The sequence below is a fragment of the Lysobacter sp. CA196 genome, from assembly GCF_052078695.1.
GTDB lineage: Bacteria > Pseudomonadota > Gammaproteobacteria > Xanthomonadales > Xanthomonadaceae > Lysobacter.
Map to the genome: position 1 here is coordinate 117385 of NZ_JBQJIN010000004.1, position 25481 is coordinate 142865.

Genomic DNA, 25481 nt, shown 5'->3' on the forward strand with positions numbered 1-25481 from the left:
TCCCGGACTCGCTTCAGGCCGCCTTGCCCAAACTGGCGATATCGATCACGAAGCGGTAGCGCACGTCGCCCTTGATCATGCGCTCGTAAGCCTCGTTGATCTGGCCGATGTCGATCAGCTCGATGTCAGAGGCCACGCCGTGTTCGGCGCAGAAATCCAGCATTTCCTGGGTTTCGCGGATGCCGCCGATCAGCGAGCCGCCGAGCTTGCGCCGCTGCATGATCAACGCGCCCGCGGCGACCGTCGACGGCGTTTCCGGAATGCCCAGCAGGACCATGGTGCCGTCGAACTTCAGCAGACCCAGGTAGGCGTTGTAATCGTGATCGCCGGAGACCGAGTCGATGATGAAATCGAAGGAGCGCGACAGGCTCTTGAACGTACCCTTGTCGCGGGTCGCGGCGAAGGCGTGCGCGCCCAAGGCCAGCGCCGCCTCGCGCTTGGACTCGGAAGTGCTCAGCACGGTCACCCGCGCGCCCATCGCCACGGCGATCTTGACCGCCATATGGCCCAGGCCGCCCAGGCCCACCACCGCGACCTCGTCGCCGGCCTTGACCCCGTAATGCTTCAACGGCGAGTAGGTGGTGATGCCGGCGCACAGCAGCGGCGCGGCGCGGTCGAGCGGAATCGACTCGGGAATGCGCAACACGTAGTCCTGGTCGACGGTGATGCGGGTCGAATAGCCGCCGTAGGTCGGCGCGCCGGTGCCGCGCTCGCGCGAGTTGTAGGTGCCGGTCATGCCCTGGTCGCAGTACTGCTCCTCGCCGGCCCGGCACTGCGGGCATTCGCGGCAGGAATCGACGAAGCAGCCCACGCCGACCGCGTCGCCGAGCCGGAAGCTCTTGACGTTGGCGCCGAGCTGGGCGACCCGGCCGACGATCTCGTGGCCCGGCACCATCGGGAAAGCCGACCCGCCCCACTCGTCGCGGGCCTGGTGGATGTCGGAATGGCAGACGCCGCAATAGAGGATGTCGATCAGGACCTCGTTCGGACCCGGCTCGCGGCGCTCGATCGAGAACGGGGCCAGCGGCGTGCGCGCATCGACGGCGGCGTAGGCGGCGGTTTTGTGCATGGGATCGGATCCTGGAGACGTGTCGCGGCAGTGTATCGGCGGCCGGATCGCAGGGGCGCCGGCCCGCCGCAACAGTGCATATCGCCCCCGCGCTTGCGTTACCCTTTGCCGGTTCTCCCCCCAGCGAGTGTGCCATGCCTTCTTTCGATGTCGTTTCCGAAGTCGACACCCACGAACTCACCAACGCGGTCGACCAGGCCAACCGCGAACTCGGCACCCGTTTCGACTTCAAGGGCGTCGATGCCGAGTTCGTCCTCGACGACAAGAGCATCACCCAGTCGGCGCCGAGCGAGTTCCAGCTCGAGCAGATGACCCAGATCCTGCGTGCGCGCCTGGTCGCACGCAACATCGACGCCCGCTGCCTGGAATTCGGCGACGTCGAGACCAACCTGGCCCGCGCGCGCCAGAAGATCACCGTCCAGCAGGGCATCGAGCAGAAGCTGGCGAAGAAGATCGCCGCGACCATCAAGGACGCCAAGCTCAAGGTCGAGACCCAGATCAACGGCGACAAGCTGCGCGTCACCGGCAAGAAGCGCGACGACCTGCAGGCGGTAATGGCCTTGCTCAAGGGCGGCGAATTCGAGCGCCCGCTGCAGTTCGACAACTTCCGCGACTGAGATGAGCGCGACGGCCCCCTCCGGCGACGACCCGATCGCGGCGACCCGGCGCTGGCTGGAGCGCGCGGTAATCGGCCTGAACCTGTGCCCCTTCGCCAAGGCGGTACTGGCGAAGGGCCAAGTGCGTTTCGTCCTCAGCGAAGCGGCGACCCCCGAGGCCTTGCTGGAAGAGCTGGCCTCGGAGCTGGTGTTGCTGGAGCAAAGCGACCCGGAGCTGATCGACACCACCGTGCTGATCCATCCGCAGGTGTTGAACGAGTTCCTGGACTTCAACGATTTCCTGGAACTGGCCGACGGTGCGGTCGCCGCGCTGGACCTGGAAGGCGAGATCCAGGTCGCGAGCTTCCACCCCGACTATCAGTTCGCCGACACCGCCTACGACGACGTCGGCAACTGCACCAATCGCTCGCCCTACCCGACCCTGCACCTGCTGCGCGAAGCCAGCGTCGAACGCGCGGTCGCGGCCTTCCCCGACCCGGACGTGATCGTCGAACGCAATCTGGCGACCTTGGAAAAGCTCGGCCTGGAGGGCTGGCGCAAGCTGATGGCGGGTTGATTCGCGGCTCGCTTTGGCGGGTTGCGATGGCGACGGGTAGAGCAAATCCCCCTGCCCCCTTTTCCAAAGGGGGAACAGCCATGTCGGCTTGGTGTGGTTCGCTGGAAGGGTGACGGTTCGCGAAGGCCAAAGCGTTCGCAGCGGCTTGGGAGTTCGCGGGCTGTGACTACACGTGATGACGAAGACCCCGAAGCGCTTCCCCCCCTTTGGAAAAGGGGGCCAGGGGGGATTTGCTTTTGCCGCTGCTTTTGCCGCTGCGCTCGCTCTCCCACGCAGCCCAATCAGCCCGCAGAAGCCCGCACACCCAACGCCGTATCCAGCAAGGCGCGCGCCTGCACCAGCGAATCGGCGATGCGGTGCCCCAGGCCGCGCAACTCCGCGCGCGGCGGGACCAGGTCGGGGACCTGGATCGGGGTCGCGCCGGCGGCGAGCGCGGCGCGCACGCCGGGCTCGGAATCTTCCAGCACCAGGCAACGCCGCGGGTCGACGCCGAGCTGCGACGCGGCCAACAAATATATGTCCGGCGCCGGCTTGGGGTGCTCGACGTCGCTGCCGGTGACGATCACCGCGAAACGCTCGATCAACCCGCTCGAGGTCAGCTTCGCCAGCGCGCGTTCGCGGCGGGTCGAGGTCGCGATCGCCTTCGGAATGCCATGCGCATCGAGCAGGTCCAGCAGTTCGACCAAACCGCGCTTGAGCGGCAGGCCGGCAGCGACGCGCGCATCGTAGAGGCGGTCGCCGGCGTCGCGCAGGCGCAACGCGGTGTCGGCGCGGAGGCGCTCGGCGAGCATTGCGTGGCTGGCGCGGTCGTGCATGCCGACCATGCTCAGCCACAGCGCGTCGTCGGCTTCGACCGATTCCTCCACCGCGGCGGCACGCCAGGTCTCGAGCATCGCACGCTCGCTGTCCAGCATCAGACCGTCCATGTCGAACAACACCGCGTCGGGGACGAAATCGATCGCAGGCAGGTCGGACTCAGCCACGGAACAAGGTCTCGATATCTGCGGCGTCGAGCCGGCGCCATTGCCCGCTCGGCAGATCGCCCAGCGACAAGCCGCCGATGCGGCTGCGGTGCAGGGCGTCGACATGGTTGCCGACCGCGGCGAACATGCGCCGCACCTGGTGATAACGGCCTTCGGTCAGGGTCAGCCGGGCCTGGCGCGGAGCGACGACTTCGAGCCCGGCCGGCGCCAGCGGCGTCTGTTCCGACTCCAGCAGCAGCTCGCCGCTGGCGAAGATCGCGCCCTCGTCGCCGCGCAGATCGGCGGCGAGCGTGGCCTCGTAGACCTTGGCCAGTTGCGCCTTCGGCGACACGATCCGGTGCAGCAGGCCACCGTCGTCGGTGAACAACAGCAAGCCGCTGGTCTCGCGGTCGAGCCGCCCGACCGAGGACAACAACGGCGAACGCGCGCGAAAACGCGGCGGCAACAAGTCGTAGACGATGCGCCCGGGGTCCTTGGTCGAGCAGGTGTAACCCACCGGCTTGTGCAACAGCAGGGTCAGGCCGGCCGGCGGATCGAGCGGCTCGCCGTCGAGGCGGATCGCCTCGTGCGCGACCTTGTCGTCGGCGTACAACACCTCGCCCTGGGCATCGGTGATGCGGCCGGAGCGGAACATCGCGGTGACGTCCTTGCGGCTGCCATAGCCCAGGTTGGCGATCAGCTTGACCAGTTTCATGCGCGCGCCTTGGCCGAAGCCTTGGTGTGCTTGATCGCTTCGACGACCTTGAAGCCGCCGCGCTGGGCGACGATGCGGACCTGGCCGAAGCGTTCGTCGAGCACCGATTCATAAGGCAGGTGACGGTTCGCGACCAGCCACAGCCGGCCGCCGGGGTTCAGCGCTTCGGCGGCCACCGCAATGAAGCGACGGCCGAGGTCGGGGCGCTCATCGCGGCCCTGGCCGTGGAACGGCGGGTTGCTGACGATCACGTCGTAGCCGCGATCGAGGCCGGCGGTGACGTCGTGCCAGTGGAACTCAAGCTCGGCGCTCGTCGCCACGCGCGACAGATTGGTCCGCGCCAGCTCCAGCGCGCGCGCCTGCGCTTCGTACAGGTCGACGGCGACGATGCCGGGGCAGCGCGCCAGCAATTCGGCCGACAGATAGCCGTAGCCGGCGCCGAGATCGGCCGCGCGGCCGCGCAGATCGCTCGGCAGATGCGCCGCGAGCAAGGCCGATGCGGCGTCGATGCGGTCCCAGGCGAACACCCCGGGGCGGCTGACGAAGCGGCCACCGAGGATCTCGCGCGGCTGGTCGAACGCGGCCCAGGCCGCGGCCTGGGCCGGATCCGCCGCGCCGTCCAGCGGCGCGGTCCAGAACGCGCGGCATTTGCGCTTGGACAGGCTGCCGACCGGGCCGGCGATGCGGCCCAGGTCGGTCTCGCCGGAGCGCGCGCCTTCATCGTTGCGCATGCAGGCGAGCACGCGGCCGCCGGGCGCGGTGCGCGCGATCGCCTGGGCGAACAGCGCGCGCGCCTCGTCGCGCTGGCGCGGCGGCAGCACCAGCACCAGCGGGAATCGCCGGGCCGGATCGAGCGTGTCCAGGTCGACCGTGTCCAGGCCGGCGCGGTGCAAGGCGTCGACCTCGGGCTTGAAGCCCTGTTCGCAGACCAGGCCGGGACGCGGCTGCTGGCGCAGGCCGATGCCGTCGCGCGCGTGCAGGAACAGCGCGCCGCCCTGTTCGGGCCAGCGCAGCACGCCATCGGCGAGCGGCTGGAAGAGGGTGTCGAGCGCGTCGTCGGAGCGGTCAACGCGCATGCGGGGAATTCTGAATGGCGGTCATCGCACGGATTTTACGCGCGACCGCGCTAGGGTGTCGGCATCGCATCCAACGGAATGCATGCTTCATGCGCCTGCCCGTCCTGATTGCGGCCCTGTTGATGCCCACGGTGGCCTGGTTTTCCCAACAGGGCGTATTCGGCCCCGACAACGGCACGATCTCCGACCGCTACCCCACCCTGCTGGTCGCGGCCGGCTACGCCTTCGCCATCTGGGGCCCGATCTTCCTCGGCGACCTGATCTTCGCCTTCTGGCAGCTGCGTGGACGCTATCGCGGCGCCGACAGCCTGCGCCGGCTGCGCCCGGCCGCCGCCGCCGGTTTCACCCTGACCGCGCTGTGGATGCCGATCTTCTCCCAGCAGTGGTTCTGGCTGGCCCTGGGGGTGATCTGGCTCGCCCTGGCCTGCCTGGCCCGCTGCGCGGTGCTGCTGTCGCGCGACGGCCACCCCCTGCCCGGACAGGTCGCCTGGGCCAAGTTCCCGATTTCCCTGCACGCCGGCTGGCTGAGCCTGGCCGCGTTCCTGAACACCGCCCAGGTCATCGTCGCCTATCGCCTGCTGCCGACCGACGACATGTTGGTCTGGAGCCTGGTGCTGCTGGCCGCGGCCGCCGCGCTGCTGTTGCTGTTGAACGCACGCATGCGCGGCAATGCCGGTTATGCGATCGCCGCGCTGTGGGGACTGGCCGGTGTGTATGTCGAACAATCCGCATCGCCTTTGCACGGTGCGCAGATCGCGGCCTGGGGCGCGGTGGCGATCGGCCTGCTGTTGCTGGCGCAGACGCTGTGGTTGCGCCTGCACCCGCGGCACCGGGTGTTTTCCGGGCATCTTTCGCCGGGCGAGTGATCGTAGTCGGCGGGTTCGCGCTGCGGCGTTGTTGCGACTGCGCAACAGCGGCTTCATCGCCACGCAACGCCGCGCCCGCGAGGATGGAACATCGTCCAGCCTCAGGAGCGACTCACGATGCGAGCCCTTTTCATCGGCGGCACCGTCGACAACAGCGAACTCGATCTCGACGACGGCGCGCCGCCGCGCCATTACCCGCCCAACACCGGCAGCGGCCACGCGCGTTACCGCTTGCATCACGTCGGTTTACGGCAGAGCGATACGGTCTACGCGGTATACGCGGCACCGGACCTCGCCGACGGCGAAGTCGAGCGGGTCGCCGAGGAGCGCGGCTATGCGCGACGGTTCCAGGCGGAGCCGCAGGTCAGCGAATGAACTGAACCCCGGTGAGCCTGCGCGTTGCGCGGCCCTCCCCCCAACCTCTCCCGCATGCATGCGGGAGAGGGGCTCGATATAGAGGCGATCCGCGATCAGCCCTGCAATTCGCGCAAGGTCACCGACGGCGGCGCGTCGAGTACGCGTCGGGTGGCGAACATGCCGGCCGCCAAGGCCGCCAGCACACCGGCGGCAGCGCCGAACGCGGCCATGCGCGCGTCGAATTCCCAGGGCAGGTCGAACACCTGCACCGCGACCACGCCGGCCAACACCGAGGCGGCGATGGCCGCGGTCAAACCGGACAACAGACCGATCGCCGCGAACTCCGAGGCCTGGGCCAGGCGCAACTGGCGCCGGCTGCCGCCGAGCACCCGCATCACCCCGCCTTCGAGCAAGCGTTCGTCCTGGCTCGCGCTGACCGCCGCCATCAACACCAGCACGCCGGCGACCAGGGAGAAATAGAACACCACCTCGACCACGGTCGAGACCTGGTCGGCGGTGCTGCGCACTTGCTTGAGCACCTGGTCGATGTCGATCACCGACAGGTTCGGGAAGCGTTCGACCAACTGCGAGGTGAAACGCGTGCGCTCGGCCGGCACGTTCATCGCGGTGATGTAGCTCGCCGCATAGCCGTCGAGCGAACCCGGAGAGGCGATCACGAAGAAGTTCGGGCGGAAGCTCTCCCAGTCGACCTTGCGCAGGCTGGTGACGGTAGCCTGGAAATTCTGCCCGGCGATGTCGAAACCGACTTTGTCGCCGAGCTTCCAGCCCAGTTCCTCGGCGAAGCCTTCCTCGACCGAGACCTCGGGCTTGGCGAGCTTGCGTGCCGTCCAGAATTTGCCGTCGACGATCTTGTTGTCCGAACGCAGGCTGTCGGCGACCGACAGATTGAATTCGCGCTCGGCCAGTTGCTTGGCGCGTTCGCCGCGCTCGGCATAGTCGGCGCCGGTGACGGCCTTGCCGTTGTACGCGACGAGGCGCCCGCGGATCATCGGAAACAGGGTCGGTGCCGGCAGGCCTTGTTCGCCGATGAAACGGCGCACGTCGGCGATCTGGTCCTGCTGCACGTTGATGATGAAACGGTTCGGCGCGTCGGCCGACAGCGACAGCTGCCAGCGGTCGAGCAGATCGGTGCGCACGAAGGTCAACAACAGCAAGGCCATCAGTCCCAGGCCGAGCGCCGAGACCTGGGCGATGCTGGTGCCGGCGCGGCGGCTGACGTTGGCCAGGCCGTAGCGCAGGCTGCCGCGCAAGCGCGAACGCAGGCGCCGTACCACCACGATCAGGCCCCAGGCCAGCAAGGCGAGCACGGCCAGGGTCGCGGCGATGCCGCCGAGCATGGCCGCGCCGAGCGCGACCGAACCGGCCTTCCACCACAGCAGGGCGCCGAGGCCGAGCAGGCCGACGATCGCCACCACCCAGGCGCTGGGCTCGGTCGGGTCGAGATCGCGACGCAGCACGCGCAGGGCCGGCACGCGCCGCAGCGCGAGCACCGGCGGCGCGCCGAAGGCGAGCAGCACCACCATGCCGACGCCGAAACCCTGCACCGCCGGCAACCAGCCCGCGCCCGGGATCGACATCTTCAAGGCCTGTTCCAGCCATCCACCGATCAGCCATTGCAGGCCGAAGGCGAGCGCAACGCCGATCGCGCTGGCGAGCAAACCCAGCAGCACCATTTCGCCGACATGGATGCCGACCAGGGTGCGTTGGCTGGCGCCCAGGCAACGCATCACCGCGGTGCCGGACAAATGCCGTTCGCTGTGCCGGCGCGCGGCCATCGCCACCGCCACCGCCGCCAATACCACCGAGACCAGCGCTGCCAGACCGAGGAAACGGCCGGCACGGTCGAGGGCCGAACGCACTTCCGGGCGCGCATCGGAGATGGTTTCCAGGCGCTGGCCGCGCTGCAGCGCGGGCTTGGCCGCGGCGATGAAGCGTTCGACCGCGCCGGGTGCGCCGGCGACGACGAGGCGATAGCGGATGCGGCTGCCGGGCTGGACCAGCCCGGTCGCAGGCAGATCGCTGGCGTTGAGGAATACCTTCGGCGCGATGTTGAAGTAATCCAGCGAAGCATCCGGCTCCTGCACGACCAGCGCCGCCAGGCGCAGGCTGGAATCGCCGATCGCGATGCTCTGGCCGATCTGCGCGCCGAGCGTGTCGGCGCCGGCGCGGCTCATCCACACCGTGCCGGCCGCGGGCACGCCCTGCGCATCGCGTTCGGCGCCGCCGGCGCGGTCGACGATGCGGAAGCTGCCGCGCAAGGGAAAGCCTTCGCCGAGCGCGCGCAGATCGCCGAGTTGCAGGCGTTCGCCGACCCGGATCATGGTCTGCAGTTCGGTGGCTTCGGCGCGACGCAGCGCCGGCACCGACGCGGCCCGGCGCAGCGCGCCTTCGATCGGATGATCGGCACGGATCACCGCATCGCCGCCGAGCAGGCGATTGGCTTCGATGGTCAGCGCGCGTTCGGCGCGATCGGTGACGAAGCCGACCGCGGTCACCGCCAGCACGGCCAGCACCAGCGCCGCGAGCAGGATGCGCACGTCGCCGGCCTTGAGGTCGCGGCGCAGCTGTCGCCACGCCAGCGACACGGTGCGGGGCATGCCGCTCACCCCTGCACCAGGCGGCCGCTGTCGAGGCGGATGCGGCGGTGGCAACGTTCGGCCAGGTGTTCGTCGTGAGTCACCAGCACCAGGGTGGTGCCGGCATCAGCATTGAGTTCGAACAGCAATTCGATGATCGCCTGGCCGGTGTGGGTGTCGAGGTTGCCGGTGGGTTCATCGGCGAACAACAACGCAGGCCGGGTCACGAAGGCACGCGCGAGCGCGACGCGCTGCTGCTCGCCGCCGGACAATTGGCGCGGGTAGTGATCCAGGCGCTGGCCCAGGCCGACCTTGGCCAGGATCGCCTGCGCCGGCGCGAACGCATCGCGGTCGCCGCGCAATTCCAGCGGCAGCATCACGTTTTCCAACGCGGTCAGCGACGGCAACAGCTGGAAGCTCTGGAACACGAAGCCGACTTTCTCGCTGCGCACGCGCGCACGGCCGTCCTCGTCGAGCGAGGAAATCGGTTCGCCGTCGAGCGTGACCGTGCCGCTGCTCGGCGAGTCCAGGCCCGCCATCAACGACAGCAGGGTGCTCTTGCCCGAGCCCGAGGCACCGACGATCGCGACCGTGTCGCCCTTGGCGATCGAAAATCCGACCCCATCGAGGATCGTGAGTTCGCCCGAGGGCAAGGCCACGCGCTTGCTCAGCCGGTCGACCTCGAGCGTCGGCACCGCTGCCGGCGCGCGCACCGCCGCTTCAGCGTGCGTCTCGTCGCTGCCCTTCACGATGGAATCGGCCATGATCGAATCAGCCAGGTTGGAAGCTGCCATGATCGTCCTATCTGCTTGCCTCGCCGTATCTTCGGGAGACGTTATTAAATGAGTTTTAAGAACCGCAACCGCGAGGGCCCCGACACCGGGCATCGCGACGACGCCGGCACCACCGCCCCTGATCGCATCCGCACCCGCGGCCCCGCCGCCGATGTCGCGCCCGGGAAACAACGATATGCGGCATCGCCGGGCCGCGTTCAATGGGCCGTTGGTCGTGGCGCCCGCGCCGCGCTGCTGGCCGCAGCCGTAATGCTGACCGCCTGGGCGCCGCTGCAGGCCCAGCCCGCGGCGGCCTCGAAAACGCCGGCCAAGCCCGCGCTCGCCGCGCCGACCGCCAAGGCGGCGCGCACCGTGCTGTTCATGGGCGACTCGCTGTCGGCCGGCTACGGCCTGGCCGCCTCGCAAGGCTGGGTCGCGCTCACCGCCGAACGCATCGCCAAGACCAAGCCCGGCTGGAAAGTCGTCAACGCCAGCATCAGCGGCGAAACCACCGCCGGCGGCGCCTCGCGGATCGCCGGCGAACTGCAGCGTAACCGCCCTAGCGTGGTGGTGATCGAACTCGGCGCCAACGACGGCCTGCGCGGCTTGCAGCTGGCGCAGAGCCGGGCCAACCTCGAACGCATGATCGCCGCAGCGAAAGCGGCCAAGGCGCAGGTGCTGCTGATCGGCATGCGCATGCCGCCGAACCTCGGCAAGGAGTACACATTGGGCTTCGAGCGCAACTTCCGCGAACTGGCGAGCCGGCACGGCACCGTCCTGCTGCCGTTCCTGCTCGAACCGATCGCTCTCGACCGCACCGCCTTCCAGGCCGACAACCTGCACCCGATCGCGAGCGCGCAGCCGAAGCTGCGCGATCACGTGTGGACCCGGCTCGGACCGATGCTGAAGTAGGACCGAGCTGATGAGAGCGGGCTGATTAAAGCCGGCTCGACGCAGGCGCCACGGCGTCCGCCTCAGGCGTTGTGACGGGCCGCGGTCGAACGCGCGCGTGCGTGCGGCCGGTCGGCATCGCGGCCGAGATAGGCCTTGCAGCGGAACTGGTCGATGTCGTTGATGCGCAGAATATTGCGTTTGCGGCTGACCAGACCGCTGCGATGCCAGGTCTGCAGCTGCGCGTTCAACTTCGGCCGGCTCGCATTGACCATCGCCGCCAGAATGCTCTGGGTCGGCGGCAAGGCCACCTCGAAACTGTCCTCGCGCGGACGCGTCTGCGATCGCATCAGCGACAACAGATACCTCGCCAGACGCGATTCGAGACGATGCAGGCACATCGTCTCCAGGCTTTCCACCGCTTGCCGCAAACGCATGCACAACGAGGCATGGGCGCGTTCGATCACCGCCGGGTCGGCGGTCAGGCTGGGGAAATGGCGGCGCGACAGCAACAGTATGCGGGTCGGGCTGTAGGCCACCGCGGTGAAGGTGTGCGAGTGGGTGTCGAGCAACGGCGTTTCGTCCACCGTTTCCCCGCTTTCGATGGTGTCGACGATGAGCTCCTGGCCATCGGGACCGTACAGCAGCTTGTAGATCCGCCCGTGGATGACGAAGGCGAGGAAGTCGCTGGGATCGTTCTTGAAGAACAGCGCATCGCCTTCTTCGAGATTGAGTTCGGTGGAATGACGGGCGATGTGTTCCAGCAGCGTCGCCGGCAAACCGCGCAGGAGATTGCAGCGATCCAGGCCCCAGCGGCGCCGGCGCACGGCGATGTTGTCTTCGAGTGTCACGCACATACGGGCGGCCGCGTGCCCGAGCTGGCGGTTGCGTAAGTCCGGGCGGCGACGAGGCCGCGATGATGATGGCCGCGCATGCGGCCGATGGCACGTTGCATAACGCCCCCTGTGGATCGTCTGCGTTCGGAGCCTGCGGCGAGCGTCGAGATCCGTCGATCGAGCTGTATCGGAGGTGCGGCGCCGTTGCGGCGCCGCCAGCGCGAACCCGGCACGCAGGAGCCGGTACGATGCCGGCGCCAGCAACGGCCCGGCATCGTGTCCCTTGCGGATTACGCGTACGGCGACGGCTTGAACGAGGTGAGCACGGTCAACAGGCTGGACAGGTTGTCCGACACGCCGGTCTGGGCGACCTTCTCGGTGGCGCCGGCGGCGGCGGTGGTGTCGACGCTGTAGATCTGCATCACGCCCTGGTTGGCGGCGGCCAGCGACAGCGAATTCTGCTGCTGCTGCGAAGAAACCGCGTTCTCGAACAGGATGCCGGTGGAGTGCGCGGCGGCCTGGAAGATCGAGCCCATGGCGAAGGCCGGCGCTTCGCCGATGACCTTGACGTTGGACTGGGTGACGGCGTCGGTGATCTGGTTGTTGACTGCGGTAGGAAAGGCCATGAAGAAATCCTCGGTTGCGGATTAGTGGAAAGCGGATGAACCCGGATGCCGGCCCGGCTCGGCGGGAGCGCGGGCCGGCATCTGCGGCCCGACCGTTACGGTCGGACCCGAACGGCTACGACGGCTGCGGGTCGGACCGATTACGGCTTGAACGCGCGCAGCACGGTCAGCAGGCTGGTCAGGTTGTCGGACACGCCGGTCTGGGCGATCTTTTCGGTCGCGCCGGCGGCGGCGGTGGTGTCGAGGCTGTAGATCTGCATCACGCCCTGGTTGGCCGCCGCCTGGGCCAGCGTGTTCTGCTGCTGCTGCGCGGACACGGCGTTCTCGAACAGGATGCCGGTCGAATGGGCCATCGACTGGTAGATCGAGCCCATCGCGAAGGCAGGCGCCTCGCCGATGACCTTGACGTTGGACTGGGTGACAGCATCGGTGATTTGATCGTTGACGGCGGTAGGGAAAGCCATGTTGAACTCCTTGGAGGAATGAGTACGGCCGATGCCGTACGTGGTGGAAGAACGAGTCATCTATCGCGTTGTGAAGCCGATGCCGGCGCCTTTGCGGCGTGTTTTAGTTGTTGTTCCGATCGGGTTTCGCAGCAGTATTCCCGCTGTTTTCCGCATCGGCACGCGACTGGTCCGATGGCGCGGAATCCTGGGTCTTCGGGATCAGGCCGTTGTCCTTCGCGGCGTCGATCACGCTTTGCAGTTGTTTGGCGAGCGGCCCGAACTTTTTGTCGAAACAGGCCTCGACTTCGAGATGGACCAGATGCGCGAGGTGGTCGGCGATCTGCGCGATCATCGGCCGCTCGCCGGTGGCGCCGCCGGGGTTGCCCGGCTGCGGCTTGGGCGGGCGCAGGTCGTCGAGCGAGGTCGCGCGTTCGACCGCGCCGAGCACGGCGGCCTCGGCCTCGCGCTCGGCGCGCGCGTCCTTGCGCACTGTCGCCTGAGTGCGGCGCAGGCTCTGCTCGATCACGTCCTCGATGCGCTGGCGACCGGACTCGATCAGGTTGCCGGCCTGCGAACGGCCGAGTTGCCCGACCGTCGGCGCGGCGGCCGCGCGCGCCTTCGAGTCGGCATCGATCGCATCGAGCACCGAGCCCACCTCCATGCGTTCGCCGTCGCTGAGTCTTCGGCCGAGCACGTGCAAGGCCAACAGGTCGACGCGATGATCCAATTCGGTACGGATCGGATCGACGGCCTTGCCGAGCGCGGAGCCGTTGACGGCGGCGCCATTGACGGCGGCTGCGCTGGCGAAGGTCGTATCCGGGGCGACGGCGGTCATCGGTGCGCACCCAACCGCTTCACCAACGCGCCCAGCACCTGCTGCGGCTGCACGCCGACCAGCTTGGCCAGAGCGGTCAGCACTTGCTCGGGCGACACCCCGGCCAGTTTGGTCAGCGCATCGAGCACGTCGGGACGCAGGAAGCGTTCGATCAGTTCGTCGCCGTCGGCGGCCGGTGCCGGGGCTTCGGCAGGCATGGACACCGGCTCGGCCAGGTGTTCCAACGCCTCGCGCGATGCCGCATGCACCATCGCGATGGCCTGCTCCGATGCGACTTGCGCAGCCTTCGCCGCCGGCAGATCGAACAGACCTTCCAGTTCTTCGTGCAGCAGGTAATGCAGATTCTCGTCCATTGCGAACTCCGGTCTTACAAGGGATGCGATACGCAATGCGGTCGCCGATCAGGCCGGGCTGGGCTTGCGCGTGACGGTGACGACGGACGCCGGCGCCTTGTAACCGGCGATCGCCGCGGTGATTTGACGCGTGCCGGCAAGGCCCGCGAGCGGGCCGACCGTGGCCTGCCAATACGCCGCCGAGACGCTGGCGACCAGTTGCTGCAGTTGCACGCCGAGGTTGGCCTGGCCCGGCGCGGAGGCGTCGAAAGGCACCAGTTCGTAGGCCAGCAGCACGACCGTGCGCAGGAATTCTTCCTGGATATCGCTGTGTTCGACGCCCTGCGCATCGGAACCGAGCAGGTAGGAACGCCAGTTGATGAACAGGTTCAGGACCCGGGTCAGCGCCGCGAACCACAGGCTGCGCAGGCCGCTGTCGCCGACCAGGGTTTCGACCAGGGTCTGGAACGCGGCGTAAGCGCGGTCGAGGTTGGCGACGCTGCCGATCAGCGCCATCGCCGCAGCCAGTTGCTCCTGGATCACCGGTTTGCCGGCGACGAACAGCTCGTCCAGCGAAGCGGCGCTGCGCACCAGGCTCACGAGCTGGGCGATCTGGATGCCGTTCAGGGCTTGCAGGCCGGCGAACATCAGCGTGTCGGCTGCCGCGCGCAACACGTCGGTATCGACATAGCCATCGAAACGCTCGCCCTCGGCCGATGCGAACCCTGCCGAGGGATGGGTATCGAAGGCGATGAAGGGGTATTTGGCGGCGACGAAGCTGCGGTAGTGGCAGGCGTCGCCGAGGCGGAAACCCAGCAGGCTCGCGTTCGCGGTCAACAGCTCGTAATAGCTCGGGCCCTGCTCCGACGACGGCAGGTCGAACGATTCGCACAAGGCCATCGTGTTGCGCTTGCCGGCGGCGTCGACCCGCTCGCGCGTGTGCGCACTGGCGACAGCGTAGCGGCGCAGGGTCAGGCCGTCGCAGGTCAGGCGGTCGTCGCGGAACATCTCCTCGAGCAGTCCGGCGGCATCGTAGGCGCGATGCGCCGACGTACCGGCGACGTCGCGCGCGTCTTCGGCTTGCCGCCCCTTGGCTGCGCCCAGGCAGGCGAATACATAGTCCGAATAGGCGCGATAGAAACCCGTGCCCGGCAGGCGCAGCGAGTAGGCCATGGCATAGCCGATCGCCGAACGGTTGTCCGAACACACGCCCATGCCTCCACCGCATTGGAGGTGATTGGTCAGCTGCACGGCACGGGTGCCGGCGCCGGCGCCGAAGAAACGGGTCAACTCCGGGCCCGGTTGGAGCTGCAGTTGCGCGGTCAGGAAAGCGAACAGCTCGGCGTAGTGGCCGTCCCGGTTCTCGCTGACCGACAGATCGATGCCGATCACCTCGCCCAAGGCCGGGTCCTCGAATAGGGGCAGGATCCGGCTGCCGAGATCGCGCTCCAGCACCTCCGCGCCGCCCGCCGCCGTCTGCGCCAACAGCTTGTATTGAGTCTGGCGCGCCTGGTTGTAGCTGGCCGCCACCGCATTGGCCGCGTGGATCTCGTCCGCGCCGATGGCGGTCTGCAGGTGGGCGACGCCCTGCTGTTCGAGATAAAGCAGGCTCATCGCCATCCACTGCAGATAGCGCGTTTCGCCGTCGGGTTCGGCGCGCAGCTTGTCGATCGCGAACGAACGCGCGAAGTAAGCGTCGTCGAACGGGGTGTACTGCCCGGCGCTGTAGATCTTGCGGTTGAAGTAACGCAGCGCCGGCATCAGCTGGTCGAGCGTGGCCGCCGCATTAGGCGTATTGGGCTTCGCCCCTTTGGCGAGGCCTTCGAGCGCGTCGCGCACGGTCTTGTATAACACCGGATCGGTGGCGGCGATGCCGCGGCGCAGGTTCAGGCCCAACCACCGCGTCAGGCAGACGCAGGCGATGTAGATGTCCTCGGCGATGCATTCGCCGCGCTCGTAGCGTGCGCGATTGCCGCTGGCGGCCAGGCTGGCGAGCGGATTGCTCTGCTCCATCAACAACAGCGCTTTGAGAAACAGCGACAAGACGCCACGCCCGGCCTGGGCGTCGTCGGCTGCGCCGCCGAACAGCCCGGCCAGCGACAACTGCCGGCCCTGGGGGATGGCGACCGTGGCCTGTACCTCGGCGGTGCCGTCGCGGCCCTGGACCTTGTACGCGACTTGCAGTTGCAGCGCATCGCTGGCCACCGACGCCGCATCCTCGACCGGCAGGATCCCGGCGAAACGGCTGTGGTAGTCGAAGCGGTAACTCGGCAACGTCAGCGAAGGCAAGGCGAAATAAGCCACGGCCTGGGTCCTGTGGGTGGGATGCGGCGAAGGTGGTCCGGCGCGGGCGTGGGTTCACGCCCGCGCGGGACGGCGCGGCGGTCAACTGCCTTTGCGGTTCTGCAGCAGCGAGGAGTACTTGGCGATGCTCGAGTCGATGCGGTCGATGGCGAAGCTCGCCGACTCGGCTTCCATCGCACCGGCCGCGGCGGCGACGGCGGCGGCCGCGCCCATGAGGATGTCGGTGGCGAGAATGCCCAGCGCGTCCTCGGCGGCTTTCTCAAGCTGGTTGTCGACCAGGTCCTGAGTCATCTGCCGCATCAGGATGCCTTGGCTGGCCAGCGCGATCTTGCTGACCCCGTCGAAATACGCCGCGGCCGATTGCGCCACCAGACCCGCGGCCTGGCTGATCATCATGTCCGGGCCGGTCGCGATCTGCGACGGTGCATACGAGGCGGTCTCGGCGTTGGTGAACTGCACCGCCTGCACGATCTGCTGATTGAGCGCATCCGTCGGCGGCGGATCGGGTACCGACGGATCCCCGCTCTTGGCCATCGCCAGACTGCGCGCCGCGGCCAGCGGCGACGGCGACGGCGGCGGCGTCGACGGAGGTGGCGACGGCGGTGTCGTACCCGTGGCGGCCGAGGATGGCGTCGCGGCTGCGCTGGAAGACGACGCGGCGGCGGGCGTCGCTGCCGGCGCAGCGGTGGCCGACGGCGATGCCGCGGCCGCGGCCGGCGCGTTCGGATCGGCAGCGGCCGGCGTCGCGGGACTCGCGCTTGCGCTCGCGTCGGCCGGCGTCGTAGCCGGCGCATCGGTGGGCGTCGCCGCAGGCGCGGGAGCGGCCGTCGCCTCGCTCGGTGTCGCAGTTGCAGCGCTTGGCGGTGCCGCGGGCGCGGCCGGCACGCTCGCCGGATCGGGCGCGGCAGGTGCGGCGGGTACGGCCGGCGCTGCGGGCGCGGCAACGGGCGCGGCGACAGCCGGTGCCGGGGTCGCCGCGGTCGCGCTGGCCGCGGCCGCATCGCTGGCGGGCGGATCGATCGGTGCGGGCGGAGTGGTGGCGTTGATCGTCATGGCGGCGGGTATCGCTATAGGCGGTATGGCAGCGGATGCCGCAACGGGCGGCGTGACGCTGGCCGTCGCGGTGGAGGATGTCGGCGCGGGCGAGGTGCTCGCCCCCGACGGTGCGGACGGTGCTGGCGGGGACGCTGCGGTCGCGCTACGAGCCGTTTTCTTGCCCGACGCATTCTTGTGCTTGCCGGGCCTTGGTCTCATCGCCAGGCGCTCGCGCGACGAGTGACAGGCTCATGCGCTCGCCCCGCCGGCGTCGGCGCCGACGCGACGCAGGTCATGGTTTCTCCCCGATCGCCATGATCAGCGCGACCGCCTTGGACACTACCGCGCTCGAGATCTGGTTGAGCACTTGCTGGCTGTGCACGGCGTTCTGCAGCGACAGGCCGGCCGAGTGGCTGGAGACCTGATAGAGGGATGCGATCGCTTGCGCGGGCGCTTCGGCGACCACCTTGACGTTGGTTTGAGTAACAGCGTCGGTGATCTGCGAATTGACGGAGGTCTCTTCGGCCATGAGCCTGTCCTTGAATGCTGCGGTTTGGAGGGATCGGCATGACCGGCGCCTGAATCGCGCTGTGCATTCCGTTATTCGTCGTGGGTCTGATTGGGAGGAACGCCCGGCCACTACTGTTGTGAAGCGCGATTTCCCCGATGCGGCGGCAGGTCACGGAGCGAGCAGCCTTTCCCGCCCGCCGGACCCGCTCACTCGCGCGCCATCGCCGTCTTGAGCCGGTTGCGCAGCAGTTCCACGCGCTTGCGCGCGAGCGGCTGGTTGATCTGGAATTTCTGGGCGATCACCGGATACGGCAGATCGTCGATGAAGCGATAGGCGAACAGGCGGCGCTGCTCGCGGCTCAAGCGCGAAACCGCGGCGACGACGCGGTCGAGCTGCTGGTCGAGTTCGAGCTTCTGCAGCGCCGACAGGCCGTCGTGGGCGAAACCGCTGGCTTCGCTGTCGATCTCGCGGTTGCGGTCGAACACTTCGCGGTCGCGTCCGCGCCGGCGCACGCTGTCGAGAAAGACGTGACGCAACACCACGAACAGGAAGCCGCAGGGATCGGTCACGGTCTGCGGCGCGCGGCGCATGAACAGCAGAGCCTTGATCGCGGTATTGGCCAGCAGCTCCTCGGCTTGGTCGCGCTGGCCCTCGGCGAAGCGGCGCGAGCGCGCCTCCAACTCGGGCAGGCACATCCGCCATGCGTTGGCGAACATTTCATCGGCGACCTTGAAGTCGTCGCGCTCAGTCTTGGGACGTTCCATCACTCGCTTCTCCTGTGTCGAGCACCTGAGAGCGAGTCTGGTTAGGGGGTCTGGCGATGGCTGTTACTTGGGTGACACGCGCCTGCTGCTGAGGGCGATGAAGTGCGCACCCCGTCGCGATACGCGACTTCCGTTTGGGTTTTCGTCGAGGTGTTGCGATTTCGTCACCATCGCCGATGTCCGCAATACGCGTCGGATGCCGTTGCGCGCGCGAGGCGGCAAGGCTGCGGGCGTCACGGAAGGCGCGTGCGCCACGACACGTCGCGGCGGCGTTTCAAACGATCGTCGAGCCGTGCCGCAGAGCCGCGGGCAAGTCGCGAACCGATCGCAGCGCGCTCGATGAATGCGCCGCAGACGCGATTGCGTCACAGATCCTCGCCGTCGCGGCGTCGATCGAATGCGACAGCGTCATGCCGCGGTGCGCGTGCGCGATCGCGGCAAGCCCGCTCAGGCGGCGCGGGCGTGGCCGGCGCCGTCCCACCCGAGGCCGCGCAAGGCGCCGTCCCAACCCCAGGTCACGGCGCAGCATGCCGCCACCACCAGGCCCCAGGACACGCTGCCTTGCGGCAAGGTCTGCAACGGCGCTTGCAGCGCGGGCAGCCAGTTCGCGCTGGTCGCCAGCATCATGCCGACGCCGACCACCAGCAACAGGCCCAGCAGTCCGCTCTGCAACAGACGTTCGAGGCGGTCGCCCGCGTTCGCGGCGGACTCGGCCCGGCGCGCCACCTGCGCGGCGAAACCGTAGGGAATCGGCTCCATCACCGGCGCGCGCAGCGCCCGGCTGAGCAAACGGTACTGGGCCAGGCGCGGATCGTCGGCGCCCATCGGCATGCCGGCGCGCTCTTCCTGCAGTGCGCGCTCCTGCAGCCGCCATTCGCGCGCGATGGGTTCGTCGTCGAAGCGCGGTTCGTGATCGGACGGAATGCCGTTGCGGTTCATGCGAATTCTCCCAACCGGGCTTCGAGGCGCTGGCGCAGGCGGGCGCGAGTCCGGAACAGATGGCTCTTGATCGTACCCTCGGCCAGGCCGGTCATGCTGGCGATTTCGCCGATGGGTACTTCTTCGAGGTGATACAGGGTCAACAAGGTGCGTTGCAGCGGCGGCAGCGCTTCGATCTCCGCGTGCAGGCCGGCGGCGATCTCCTCGTCGGCGCAGGCGGCCTCCAGATCGAAGCCGTCGCTGACCAGGTCGAGCGGCGACAAGGCGTCCTCGTCGTCGGCGACCTCCAGGATCGGAATGCGCTTACGTTCGAGATGGCGCTTGGCGACCGAATAGGCGACCTGGCCGATCCACGACTTCAGCGGGCTCTCGTGGCGGTACTGATGCAGGCACTGGTGCACGCGCAGGAACGCCTCCTGGCATAGCTCGCGAGTGTCGTCGGGGTGCCGCACCATGCGCTGGATGATGTGCCAGCACAGCCCCTGATAGTCCCGCACCAGGCGCTCGAAAGCGCCCGGCGCCTGGGCCAGGACGGCAGCGACCAGGCTGCGGTCGTCGTTGATGGGGAGGCCGGTCATCGCACTGAAGATGCGGCCTGGGCGCAATCGGTTGCAGTGACGACGATATCCATCGCGATATGACAACGGTCAACTTCTGCCCGGCCCGGCCGGAACCCCGGGCCCGGGCTTCCGCCCCGGGCGGCGCCGCTCTCCCGACCCGCCTCACTGCCGGCACGACCGCCGGCCCGGGCGCCCGCGACCCGGCCTGCAACCGAACGCCGGCTGCCTGTATCCATTGCCCCGAACGCCAATCGTCCCGAACCCCAACCCGAGGAGACCGCCTCCATGCAATTCGAGCTACTTATCCCGATCACCCTGTTCGTCTGCATCGTCTTCGCGATCAAGATCGTCGTCGAGGCGCGCTTTCGCAACAAACTGCTCTCGACCGGCGGCGCCGAAGAGCTGCTGCGCTCGATGGCCCGCGACGAGGACATCCGTCGCCGCCACGGTGCATTGCGCTGGGGCATCGTCATGGTGTTGCTGGCCGCCGCCTTCGGCATCATCGAAGCCGCCGGTTGGCGCGAAGCCAGCCCAGGCATGGTCGCAGTGCTGCTCGGCGCCTGCGGGTTGGGCAATCTCGCCTACTACTTCATTTCGCGCAAGCTGAATTGACCAAAGTCGTAGGGGCTTAGCGCCGGCTTCGGCCGAAAGGCGGTTTCCTGCGGGTGCGGACGCGGCGATGATCGCCGCTTCCGCCCCGGAGCCCCCCGCATGCGCCCGCTCGCACCGCTGCCTTTGCTCGTTGCCTGCCTGTTCGCCGTCGTCGCCTCATGGCCGTCGCTGGCCGGCGCCGCGGCCGACGCTCCCGAGCGACGCGATACTCTCGACCGCCGTATCGTCATGACCGTCGACGATCTGCCCTGGGCGCAGTTGCCGTCGGTGCCCAGCGCCGACGCGATCGACGGCCATCGCCGCCTGGTCGCGGCGATCGAACGCGCCGGCGTCCCGGCGATCGGCTTCGTCAACGAGGGCAAGCTCGAACACGACGGCCAGGTCCAGCCGGAACGCCTGGCGATGCTGCGCGACTGGCTCGACGCAGGCGCCGAGCTCGGCAACCACAGTCACGGCCATCTCGATCTGCACGAGGTCGGTCTGCCGGCCTACCAGGCCGACATCCTGCGCGGCGAACGGCAGTTGCGGCCCGTGCTGCAACGCGCCGGCCGCGAGCCGCCGCGCTGGTTCCGCCATCCCTATCTGCGCGCCGGTCGCAGCGCCCAGGACAAGGCCGATCTGCAGCGCTTCCTCGCCGGACACGGCTATCGCATCGCCCCGGTCACCGCCGACAACACCGACTGGATCTGGGCCACCGCCTACCTGCGCGTCGGCGAATCGCCCGATGGCTCCAAGCGCGAGGCGCGCAAGCTCAAGGCGAAGCTGCGTCGCGACTACGTCCAGCACATGGGCCGCAAGCTCGATTACTACGAACGACAGTCGACCGCCCTGCTCGGTTATGCCCTGCCGCAGATCTGGCTGATCCACGCCAATCTGCTCAATGCCGACACCTATGGCGAGCTGGTCGCGATGGTGCGCAAGCGCGGCTACCGTTTCGTCGGCCTGGACGAAGCGATGCGCGACCCCGCCTTCGAGCGCGCCGACGCCTACCTTGGGCCCGCCGGACCGAGCTGGCTGCACCGCTGGGCGATCGGCGAGCACAGGCCGGCGAGCTTCTTCGTCGGCGAACCGCAGACGCCGGCCTGGGTGATGAAGCTGGCCGAGATCGAATCGGAATGAGCGCTGCTGGTGCAGGAGCGGTGTTAGCCGCGGCCGTCGCTGGCATTTGAGTGTCGCGGTCGCGGCTTGCGCCGCTCCTACCCAAAGCCGGGCGCGGTCACGAACGATCCAGGGCCGTGCGCAACACCGGCACGGTGGTGACATCGTCGACGCCCTTGAGCGCGGCGACCCGCTCGCGCAGGTCCGCCAGTTCGCTCGGCGAATGCGTTTCGACCAGCACCATCAGGTCGATCTCGCCTGCGACGCTGTGGATCAGGCGCACCTGCGGCAACTGCGCCAGCGGCGGCACCACGTCGTCGCAACTGAAGCCCTCGCCATAGCGCAGCAGCAACCAGGCCCGCAGTGGGTCGCCGCCGCTGCCCAGGCGCACCGTGTATTGGGCGATGACCCCGGCGGTTTCCAGGCGCTGCAGCCGCTCTTGCACGGTGCTGCGCGACAGGCCGACGGCCTTGGCCAGGGCGACCGTCGACGAGCGCGCATTGTCCTGCAACAGCGCGATCAGCTTGCGGTCGGTTTCGTCGAGCGTCTTCATCGCGAGGGCCACCCATCCGGCGAGGTCGCCGGCAGCACCGCCGGCCTGACCGGCATTCTGCCGGGTTGAGACCGGCGCACGCGAATGCGCACGATAAGCCATCGCCCCGCGCCCCGACCGGAACCGCACCGATGGCCGCCTCCGGCTTCGCCGACCTGCCCGCCCCGCCCTACTACGCGGTGATCTTCTCCTCGCAACGCAGCGCCGCGGACGCCGAAGGCTACGACCGCACCGCCACGCGCATGGCCGAACTGGTGCGCGACCAGCCCGGCTTCCTCGGCTTCGAGTCGACCCGCGGCGCCGACGGCTTCGGCATCACCGTCGCCTACTTCGACAGCGAACAATCGATCCGCGCCTGGCGCGAACATGCCGAGCACACGGTCGCCCGCGACCTCGGCCACCGCCGCTGGTACCAGCGCTTCGAGCAACGCATCGCCGTCGTCCAACGCGCCTACGGCGGCCCCCATACCCCTTCCGACTGAATCCTGCTTGCGACCCGAGCCACCCATGACCCAGCCGAACCGCATCGCCCTGATCCCCATCGACGTGCAACGGGGCTTCGACTATCCGCCGTGGGGCAGACGCAACAACCCCACCATGGAGGCCAATGGCCAGCGTCTGCTCGCGGCGTGGCGCGAGCATGGATGGCCGCTGATCCACGTCCGCCACGATTCGATCCATGCCGACTCCACCCTGCACCCCTCGCATCCCGGCAATGCCTTTCGTCCCGGTTTCGAACCGCGAGCAGGAGAAACGGCGATCGGCAAATCGGTCAATGCCGCCTTCATCGGCACCGACCTGGATCTGCGCCTGCGCCGGCTCGGCGTCGACACCGTCGCCCTGTTCGGGGTCAGCACCGACATGTGCGTATCGACCACCGCGCGGGTCGCCAGCAACCTGGGCTATCGCACGATCGTCGTCGCCGATGCCTGCTTCTGCTTCGACCTCGCCGATGCCGACGGCAGCACGATCCCGGCCGAAACCATCAGCCGCGCGCACCTGGCCACCTTGCGCGCCGAGTTCGCCGAAGTGATCGACAGCGACGCGCTGATCGCGCGGATCGCTTGCGCGTAGCGAAGAGACCACCACCGCGACGAAGCCATCGGCCCCCTCTCCCGCAATGCGGCGACCGCAGGGAGTGCACAGCTGAGAGGATTGGGGTAAGGGCAAGCCCCCAGTCGAAATTACCTGCTTACACGGCGCAAAACTTGTTTCGCCGAAACCAATCGACGAACCGGATTCGTCGCGCTTGCCAGCGAATGCATCCTGCTTCTCGCACACCGCACCGTTCACGGGGCGACGAACGGTATTGCATCCGGTTTTTCACGGGCGTATCGTTCGCGGCCTTCGTCCTGGCGACGCATTCGACCGACCTCCTTCCGTGCATTTCATTCTCGACATCGCCAAACAGAACGCACCGCGGCCCTCGTGCCACGGCCTGTTCGACCGCGCGTCGACGAAGCGCGGTCGCATCGACTTTCTGCACACGCCGGACTGACTCCCTTAGCCATGGGAGATCGGTCGCCCCGATCTCCCGAGGAACGCGAACGCCCTCGGTTCACTACCGGGGGCGTTTCCGTTTCAGCGTCCGCAAAGGGAAAAACCAACCAATAACGCGAGTCCATACGCCCCGAAGCATCCGAGAGGAAAGGGGATGAGCCGTCGAGGCGCTTTAAGCGCTGTGTCCCGATGCTTCGGCACGGGCGGCCGGTCATGGAGTCGCAGAGATGGGCGCTTGCGCCCCAACCCATTGCCGATTGGCGACAGTCGGCAATACGAAGCATCCGAAGAAACGGACGACAGCGGTACGGGTTCGCAGCCTGTCCGGTGCGCGCGGCGTTGCCGTGGCGTATGCCGACGTGCGTGGATGGATGTTTCTCAAACTGACGGTAGCTCAGCGGTTAGAGCGGCGACTTTGTGCGCAGGTCATCGGTTCGATTCCGATCCATCAGCCCCTTGGATATAGCTCAGGCGGTTAGAGCAACAGCGTTCGATGCTGTCAGTCGCGGGTTCGATTCCCGCTATCCCAACTGCCTTCCAAGCAGTTAATCAGGAACGAAAGTTCCGACTCAGGAAACGCCCCGCGCGGCGTTTCGCCAAACGCCGCGTTCGCGCGGCGCGCAACGGAACGACGCAGCGGCGACATCGCCGGACCCGCGCCCTCGTGGCGCGCGACGGTGCGGCGCAAGCCTCGCGACAGGGAACGTCGCGAACGCGAGCCGCTTCGTCTCGCGCCGGCAGCGCGCGGGTTTCGCGATGACGACGCCAGGGGCGTTTCCTACCTATCTTCCACCGACGCGCGTGCGCGGCGGATCACCGCGCCTTTGCGACGACCGATTCGGTCGCAACGGCCACCACCACGGATCGGGCCCACCGGAACCACAAGGAGAACACCATGTTCTGGATGAAGAAAGTCGTGGTCGGCGATGCCGAGCGCGCCCTGGTTTACCGCAATCGCCGGATCGAGCGCGTGCTCGGCCCCGGCGTCCACCGCCTCGGCAACTGGAAGCGTCAGCTCGACCTGTCGCTGCACTCGATCGTCGACGCCCAGTACAACGGACGCGACGCCGATGCGCTGATCGCCGGCCTCGGCGCGCGCCTGGACGACCACTTCGTGCTCGCCAACCTGGGCATGCAGGAGATCGGCCTGATGCTGCGCAACGGCAGGATCGACGAGGTCCTCGCACCGGGCACCCGCCAGTTGTACTGGAAGGGGCTGGCGCAGATCGAGGTGCGGACCATCGCCCTCGCCGACGGCCTGGCGATCGAGCCGGACGTCGCCAACCGCTTGCGTCAGCTCGCTTACCTGGACCGCATCGCGGTCGCCGGCGCGGTGCCGACCGAGTCGGCCGGGCTGTTGTTCGTCGACGGCAAGTTCGTGCGCCGTCTCGAACCGGGCGCCTATGCGTTCTGGAACTTCCGCAAGAACGTCAGCGTCGAGGTGATCGAGCTGCGCATGCAGGCGATGGAGGTATCGGGCCAGGAATTGCTGACCCGCGACAAGGTCTCGCTGCGCGTGAACCTGGCGGCGAGCGTGCGCGTGACCGACCCGGTCGCCGCGCGCACTCGGGTCGCCAAGCATGCCGAGCACGTCTATCGCGAGCTGCAGTACGGCCTGCGCAAGGCGGTCTCGTCGAAGACGCTGGACGAGTTGCTCGGCGACAAGGCCTCGCTCGACGCCGACATCTTCGCCTACGTGCGCGGCCAGGTCGCCGGCATCGGCGTCGAGGTGCTCGGGGTCGGCGTCAAGGACGTGATCCTGCCGGGCGAGATGAAGGAGATCCTCAACGGCGTGGTGCAGGCGGAGAAGACGGCGCAAGCCAACGTGATCCGCCGCCGCGAGGAGGCCAACGCCACGCGCAGCCTGCTCAACACCGCGAAGTTGATCGAGGACAGCCCGGTGCTGATGCGCCTCAAGGAGCTCGAGGCGCTGGAAAAGATCACCGAGAAAATCGATAAGTTGACCGTGTTCGGCGGTCTGGAGGGTGTCATGACGCAGTTGGTAAGTCTGAAGGGCAAGGGCTGAGCGCAGGGCCGGGCGGCCATTCCGC

General features: G+C 68.2%; 29 protein-coding genes and 2 tRNA genes. 13 read left to right on the top strand and 18 right to left on the bottom strand.

The features are described 5' to 3' along the window. Positions 1-13: 13 nt before the first annotated feature. Complete coding sequence (locus ACTOWK_RS05670) at positions 14-1069, bottom strand: NAD(P)-dependent alcohol dehydrogenase (protein ID WP_441329211.1); 1056 nt, start codon at positions 1067-1069, stop codon at positions 14-16. Between the two features lie 134 nt (positions 1070-1203). On the opposite strand from ACTOWK_RS05670, the gene ACTOWK_RS05675 reads away from it, so the two are divergent. Together ACTOWK_RS05675 and ACTOWK_RS05680 are read left to right on the top strand one after the other, a co-directional pair. Then, positions 1204-1686: a YajQ family cyclic di-GMP-binding protein gene (locus ACTOWK_RS05675; protein WP_057971516.1), complete on the top strand. Its 483-nt coding sequence runs from the start codon at positions 1204-1206 to the stop codon at positions 1684-1686. Between the two features lies 1 nt (position 1687). After that, positions 1688-2242, top strand: coding sequence for a DUF1415 domain-containing protein (locus ACTOWK_RS05680; RefSeq protein ID WP_441329212.1), 555 nt, complete (start codon positions 1688-1690; stop codon positions 2240-2242). 281 nt (positions 2243-2523) lie between these two features. On the opposite strand, the gene ACTOWK_RS05685 is transcribed toward ACTOWK_RS05680, so the two are convergent. Genes ACTOWK_RS05685 through ACTOWK_RS05695 form a run of 3 tightly spaced genes read right to left on the bottom strand, consistent with a single transcriptional unit; the run spans position 2524 to position 4995 of the window. Then, positions 2524-3225: an HAD family hydrolase gene (locus ACTOWK_RS05685; RefSeq protein WP_441329213.1), complete on the bottom strand. Its 702-nt coding sequence runs from the start codon at positions 3223-3225 to the stop codon at positions 2524-2526. Then, positions 3218-3919: a pseudouridine synthase gene (locus ACTOWK_RS05690; protein WP_441329214.1), complete on the bottom strand. Its 702-nt coding sequence runs from the start codon at positions 3917-3919 to the stop codon at positions 3218-3220. The genes ACTOWK_RS05685 and ACTOWK_RS05690 overlap by 8 nt, the downstream gene beginning before the upstream one ends. Further along, positions 3916-4995, bottom strand: coding sequence for a class I SAM-dependent methyltransferase (locus tag ACTOWK_RS05695; RefSeq protein WP_441329215.1), 1080 nt, complete (start codon positions 4993-4995; stop codon positions 3916-3918). Before ACTOWK_RS05695 ends, ACTOWK_RS05690 begins: the two co-directional genes overlap by 4 nt. Positions 4996-5084: 89 nt before the next feature. Here ACTOWK_RS05695 and ACTOWK_RS05700 point away from each other — a divergent pair, with 89 nt between their 5' ends. After that, positions 5085-5861 (top strand): hypothetical protein, encoded by a 777-nt coding sequence (locus ACTOWK_RS05700; RefSeq protein WP_441329216.1) that lies wholly within the window; start codon positions 5085-5087, stop codon positions 5859-5861. A gap of 117 nt (positions 5862-5978) precedes the next feature. Continuing rightward, on the top strand, positions 5979-6236 hold the full coding sequence (locus ACTOWK_RS05705; RefSeq protein WP_441329217.1) for a hypothetical protein: 258 nt from the start codon (positions 5979-5981) through the stop codon (positions 6234-6236). A 95-nt stretch (positions 6237-6331) separates the two neighbouring features. Here ACTOWK_RS05705 and ACTOWK_RS05710 read toward each other — a convergent pair whose 3' ends face one another. Continuing rightward, entirely contained in the window at positions 6332-8836 is a 2505-nt protein-coding gene (locus tag ACTOWK_RS05710; protein WP_441329218.1) for an ABC transporter permease, read from the bottom strand. A gap of 5 nt (positions 8837-8841) precedes the next feature. Further along, entirely contained in the window at positions 8842-9579 is a 738-nt protein-coding gene (locus ACTOWK_RS05715; protein ID WP_441329219.1) for an ABC transporter ATP-binding protein, read from the bottom strand. Positions 9580-9657: 78 nt separating this feature from the next. Here ACTOWK_RS05715 and ACTOWK_RS05720 point away from each other — a divergent pair, with 78 nt between their 5' ends. Continuing rightward, positions 9658-10500, top strand: a complete 843-nt coding sequence (locus ACTOWK_RS05720; RefSeq protein WP_441329220.1) for an arylesterase — start codon at positions 9658-9660, stop codon at positions 10498-10500. 62 nt (positions 10501-10562) lie between these two features. On the opposite strand, the gene ACTOWK_RS05725 is transcribed toward ACTOWK_RS05720, so the two are convergent. The 7 genes from ACTOWK_RS05725 to ACTOWK_RS05755 all read right to left on the bottom strand — a co-directional run bounded on the left by ACTOWK_RS05725 (position 10563) and on the right by ACTOWK_RS05755 (position 16392). Further along, the gene (locus ACTOWK_RS05725) at positions 10563-11336 is read right to left on the bottom strand and encodes a Crp/Fnr family transcriptional regulator (RefSeq protein WP_441329221.1); all 774 of its coding nucleotides are present in this window, start codon (positions 11334-11336) and stop codon (positions 10563-10565) included. Between the two features lie 269 nt (positions 11337-11605). After that, complete coding sequence (locus tag ACTOWK_RS05730; RefSeq protein WP_441329222.1) at positions 11606-11941, bottom strand: RebB family R body protein; 336 nt, start codon at positions 11939-11941, stop codon at positions 11606-11608. Between the two features lie 140 nt (positions 11942-12081). After that, entirely contained in the window at positions 12082-12405 is a 324-nt protein-coding gene (locus ACTOWK_RS05735) for a RebB family R body protein (protein ID WP_031371092.1), read from the bottom strand. 103 nt (positions 12406-12508) lie between these two features. Next, on the bottom strand, positions 12509-13222 hold the full coding sequence (locus tag ACTOWK_RS05740) for a hypothetical protein (protein ID WP_441329223.1): 714 nt from the start codon (positions 13220-13222) through the stop codon (positions 12509-12511). Then, positions 13219-13575: a hypothetical protein gene (locus ACTOWK_RS05745; RefSeq protein ID WP_441329224.1), complete on the bottom strand. Its 357-nt coding sequence runs from the start codon at positions 13573-13575 to the stop codon at positions 13219-13221. The genes ACTOWK_RS05740 and ACTOWK_RS05745 overlap by 4 nt, the downstream gene beginning before the upstream one ends. A 48-nt stretch (positions 13576-13623) precedes the next feature. Next, positions 13624-15858, bottom strand: coding sequence for a hypothetical protein (locus ACTOWK_RS05750; RefSeq protein ID WP_441329225.1), 2235 nt, complete (start codon positions 15856-15858; stop codon positions 13624-13626). Positions 15859-15939: 81 nt separating this feature from the next. After that, a complete protein-coding gene (locus ACTOWK_RS05755) occupies positions 15940-16392 on the bottom strand; it encodes a hypothetical protein (RefSeq protein ID WP_441329226.1) in 453 nt (150 codons plus the stop codon). Between ACTOWK_RS05755 and ACTOWK_RS05760 the strand changes: the two genes are divergently transcribed. Beyond that, a complete protein-coding gene (locus ACTOWK_RS05760) occupies positions 16385-17137 on the top strand; it encodes a hypothetical protein (RefSeq protein ID WP_441329227.1) in 753 nt (250 codons plus the stop codon). The genes ACTOWK_RS05755 and ACTOWK_RS05760 overlap by 8 nt on opposite strands. Before the next feature lie 48 nt (positions 17138-17185). Here the strand turns inward: ACTOWK_RS05760 and ACTOWK_RS05765 are convergent, their stop codons facing one another. From ACTOWK_RS05765 to ACTOWK_RS05780, 4 genes are all read right to left on the bottom strand, one after another. After that, positions 17186-17422: a RebB family R body protein gene (locus ACTOWK_RS05765; RefSeq protein WP_441329228.1), complete on the bottom strand. Its 237-nt coding sequence runs from the start codon at positions 17420-17422 to the stop codon at positions 17186-17188. 188 nt (positions 17423-17610) lie between these two features. Then, positions 17611-18168, bottom strand: a complete 558-nt coding sequence (locus tag ACTOWK_RS05770) for an RNA polymerase sigma factor (protein ID WP_441329229.1) — start codon at positions 18166-18168, stop codon at positions 17611-17613. Positions 18169-18615: 447 nt separating this feature from the next. Then, complete coding sequence (locus ACTOWK_RS05775) at positions 18616-19107, bottom strand: hypothetical protein (protein WP_441329230.1); 492 nt, start codon at positions 19105-19107, stop codon at positions 18616-18618. Beyond that, on the bottom strand, positions 19104-19685 hold the full coding sequence (locus ACTOWK_RS05780) for an RNA polymerase sigma factor (RefSeq protein WP_441329231.1): 582 nt from the start codon (positions 19683-19685) through the stop codon (positions 19104-19106). Before ACTOWK_RS05780 ends, ACTOWK_RS05775 begins: the two co-directional genes overlap by 4 nt. Before the next feature lie 267 nt (positions 19686-19952). On the opposite strand from ACTOWK_RS05780, the gene ACTOWK_RS05785 reads away from it, so the two are divergent. Both ACTOWK_RS05785 and ACTOWK_RS05790 read left to right on the top strand, forming a co-directional pair. Next, a complete protein-coding gene (locus ACTOWK_RS05785) occupies positions 19953-20279 on the top strand; it encodes a hypothetical protein (RefSeq protein ID WP_441329232.1) in 327 nt (108 codons plus the stop codon). 99 nt (positions 20280-20378) lie between these two features. Beyond that, positions 20379-21398, top strand: a complete 1020-nt coding sequence (locus ACTOWK_RS05790) for a polysaccharide deacetylase family protein (RefSeq protein ID WP_441329233.1) — start codon at positions 20379-20381, stop codon at positions 21396-21398. Between the two features lie 97 nt (positions 21399-21495). Here ACTOWK_RS05790 and ACTOWK_RS05795 read toward each other — a convergent pair whose 3' ends face one another. Beyond that, a complete protein-coding gene (locus ACTOWK_RS05795; RefSeq protein WP_441329234.1) occupies positions 21496-21930 on the bottom strand; it encodes an Lrp/AsnC family transcriptional regulator in 435 nt (144 codons plus the stop codon). A gap of 131 nt (positions 21931-22061) precedes the next feature. On the opposite strand from ACTOWK_RS05795, the gene ACTOWK_RS05800 reads away from it, so the two are divergent. The 5 genes from ACTOWK_RS05800 to ACTOWK_RS05820 all read left to right on the top strand — a co-directional run bounded on the left by ACTOWK_RS05800 (position 22062) and on the right by ACTOWK_RS05820 (position 25456). After that, entirely contained in the window at positions 22062-22412 is a 351-nt protein-coding gene (locus ACTOWK_RS05800) for an antibiotic biosynthesis monooxygenase family protein (protein WP_441329235.1), read from the top strand. 25 nt (positions 22413-22437) lie between these two features. Further along, positions 22438-23004 (top strand): cysteine hydrolase family protein, encoded by a 567-nt coding sequence (locus ACTOWK_RS05805; protein WP_441329236.1) that lies wholly within the window; start codon positions 22438-22440, stop codon positions 23002-23004. Between the two features lie 814 nt (positions 23005-23818). Then, a tRNA-Thr gene (locus ACTOWK_RS05810) sits at positions 23819-23881 on the top strand. 5 nt (positions 23882-23886) lie between these two features. Beyond that, positions 23887-23960, top strand: a tRNA-Arg gene (locus ACTOWK_RS05815). A 365-nt stretch (positions 23961-24325) separates the two neighbouring features. Next, positions 24326-25456, top strand: coding sequence for a slipin family protein (locus ACTOWK_RS05820; RefSeq protein ID WP_441329237.1), 1131 nt, complete (start codon positions 24326-24328; stop codon positions 25454-25456). The last annotated feature ends 25 nt before the right edge of the window (positions 25457-25481 follow it).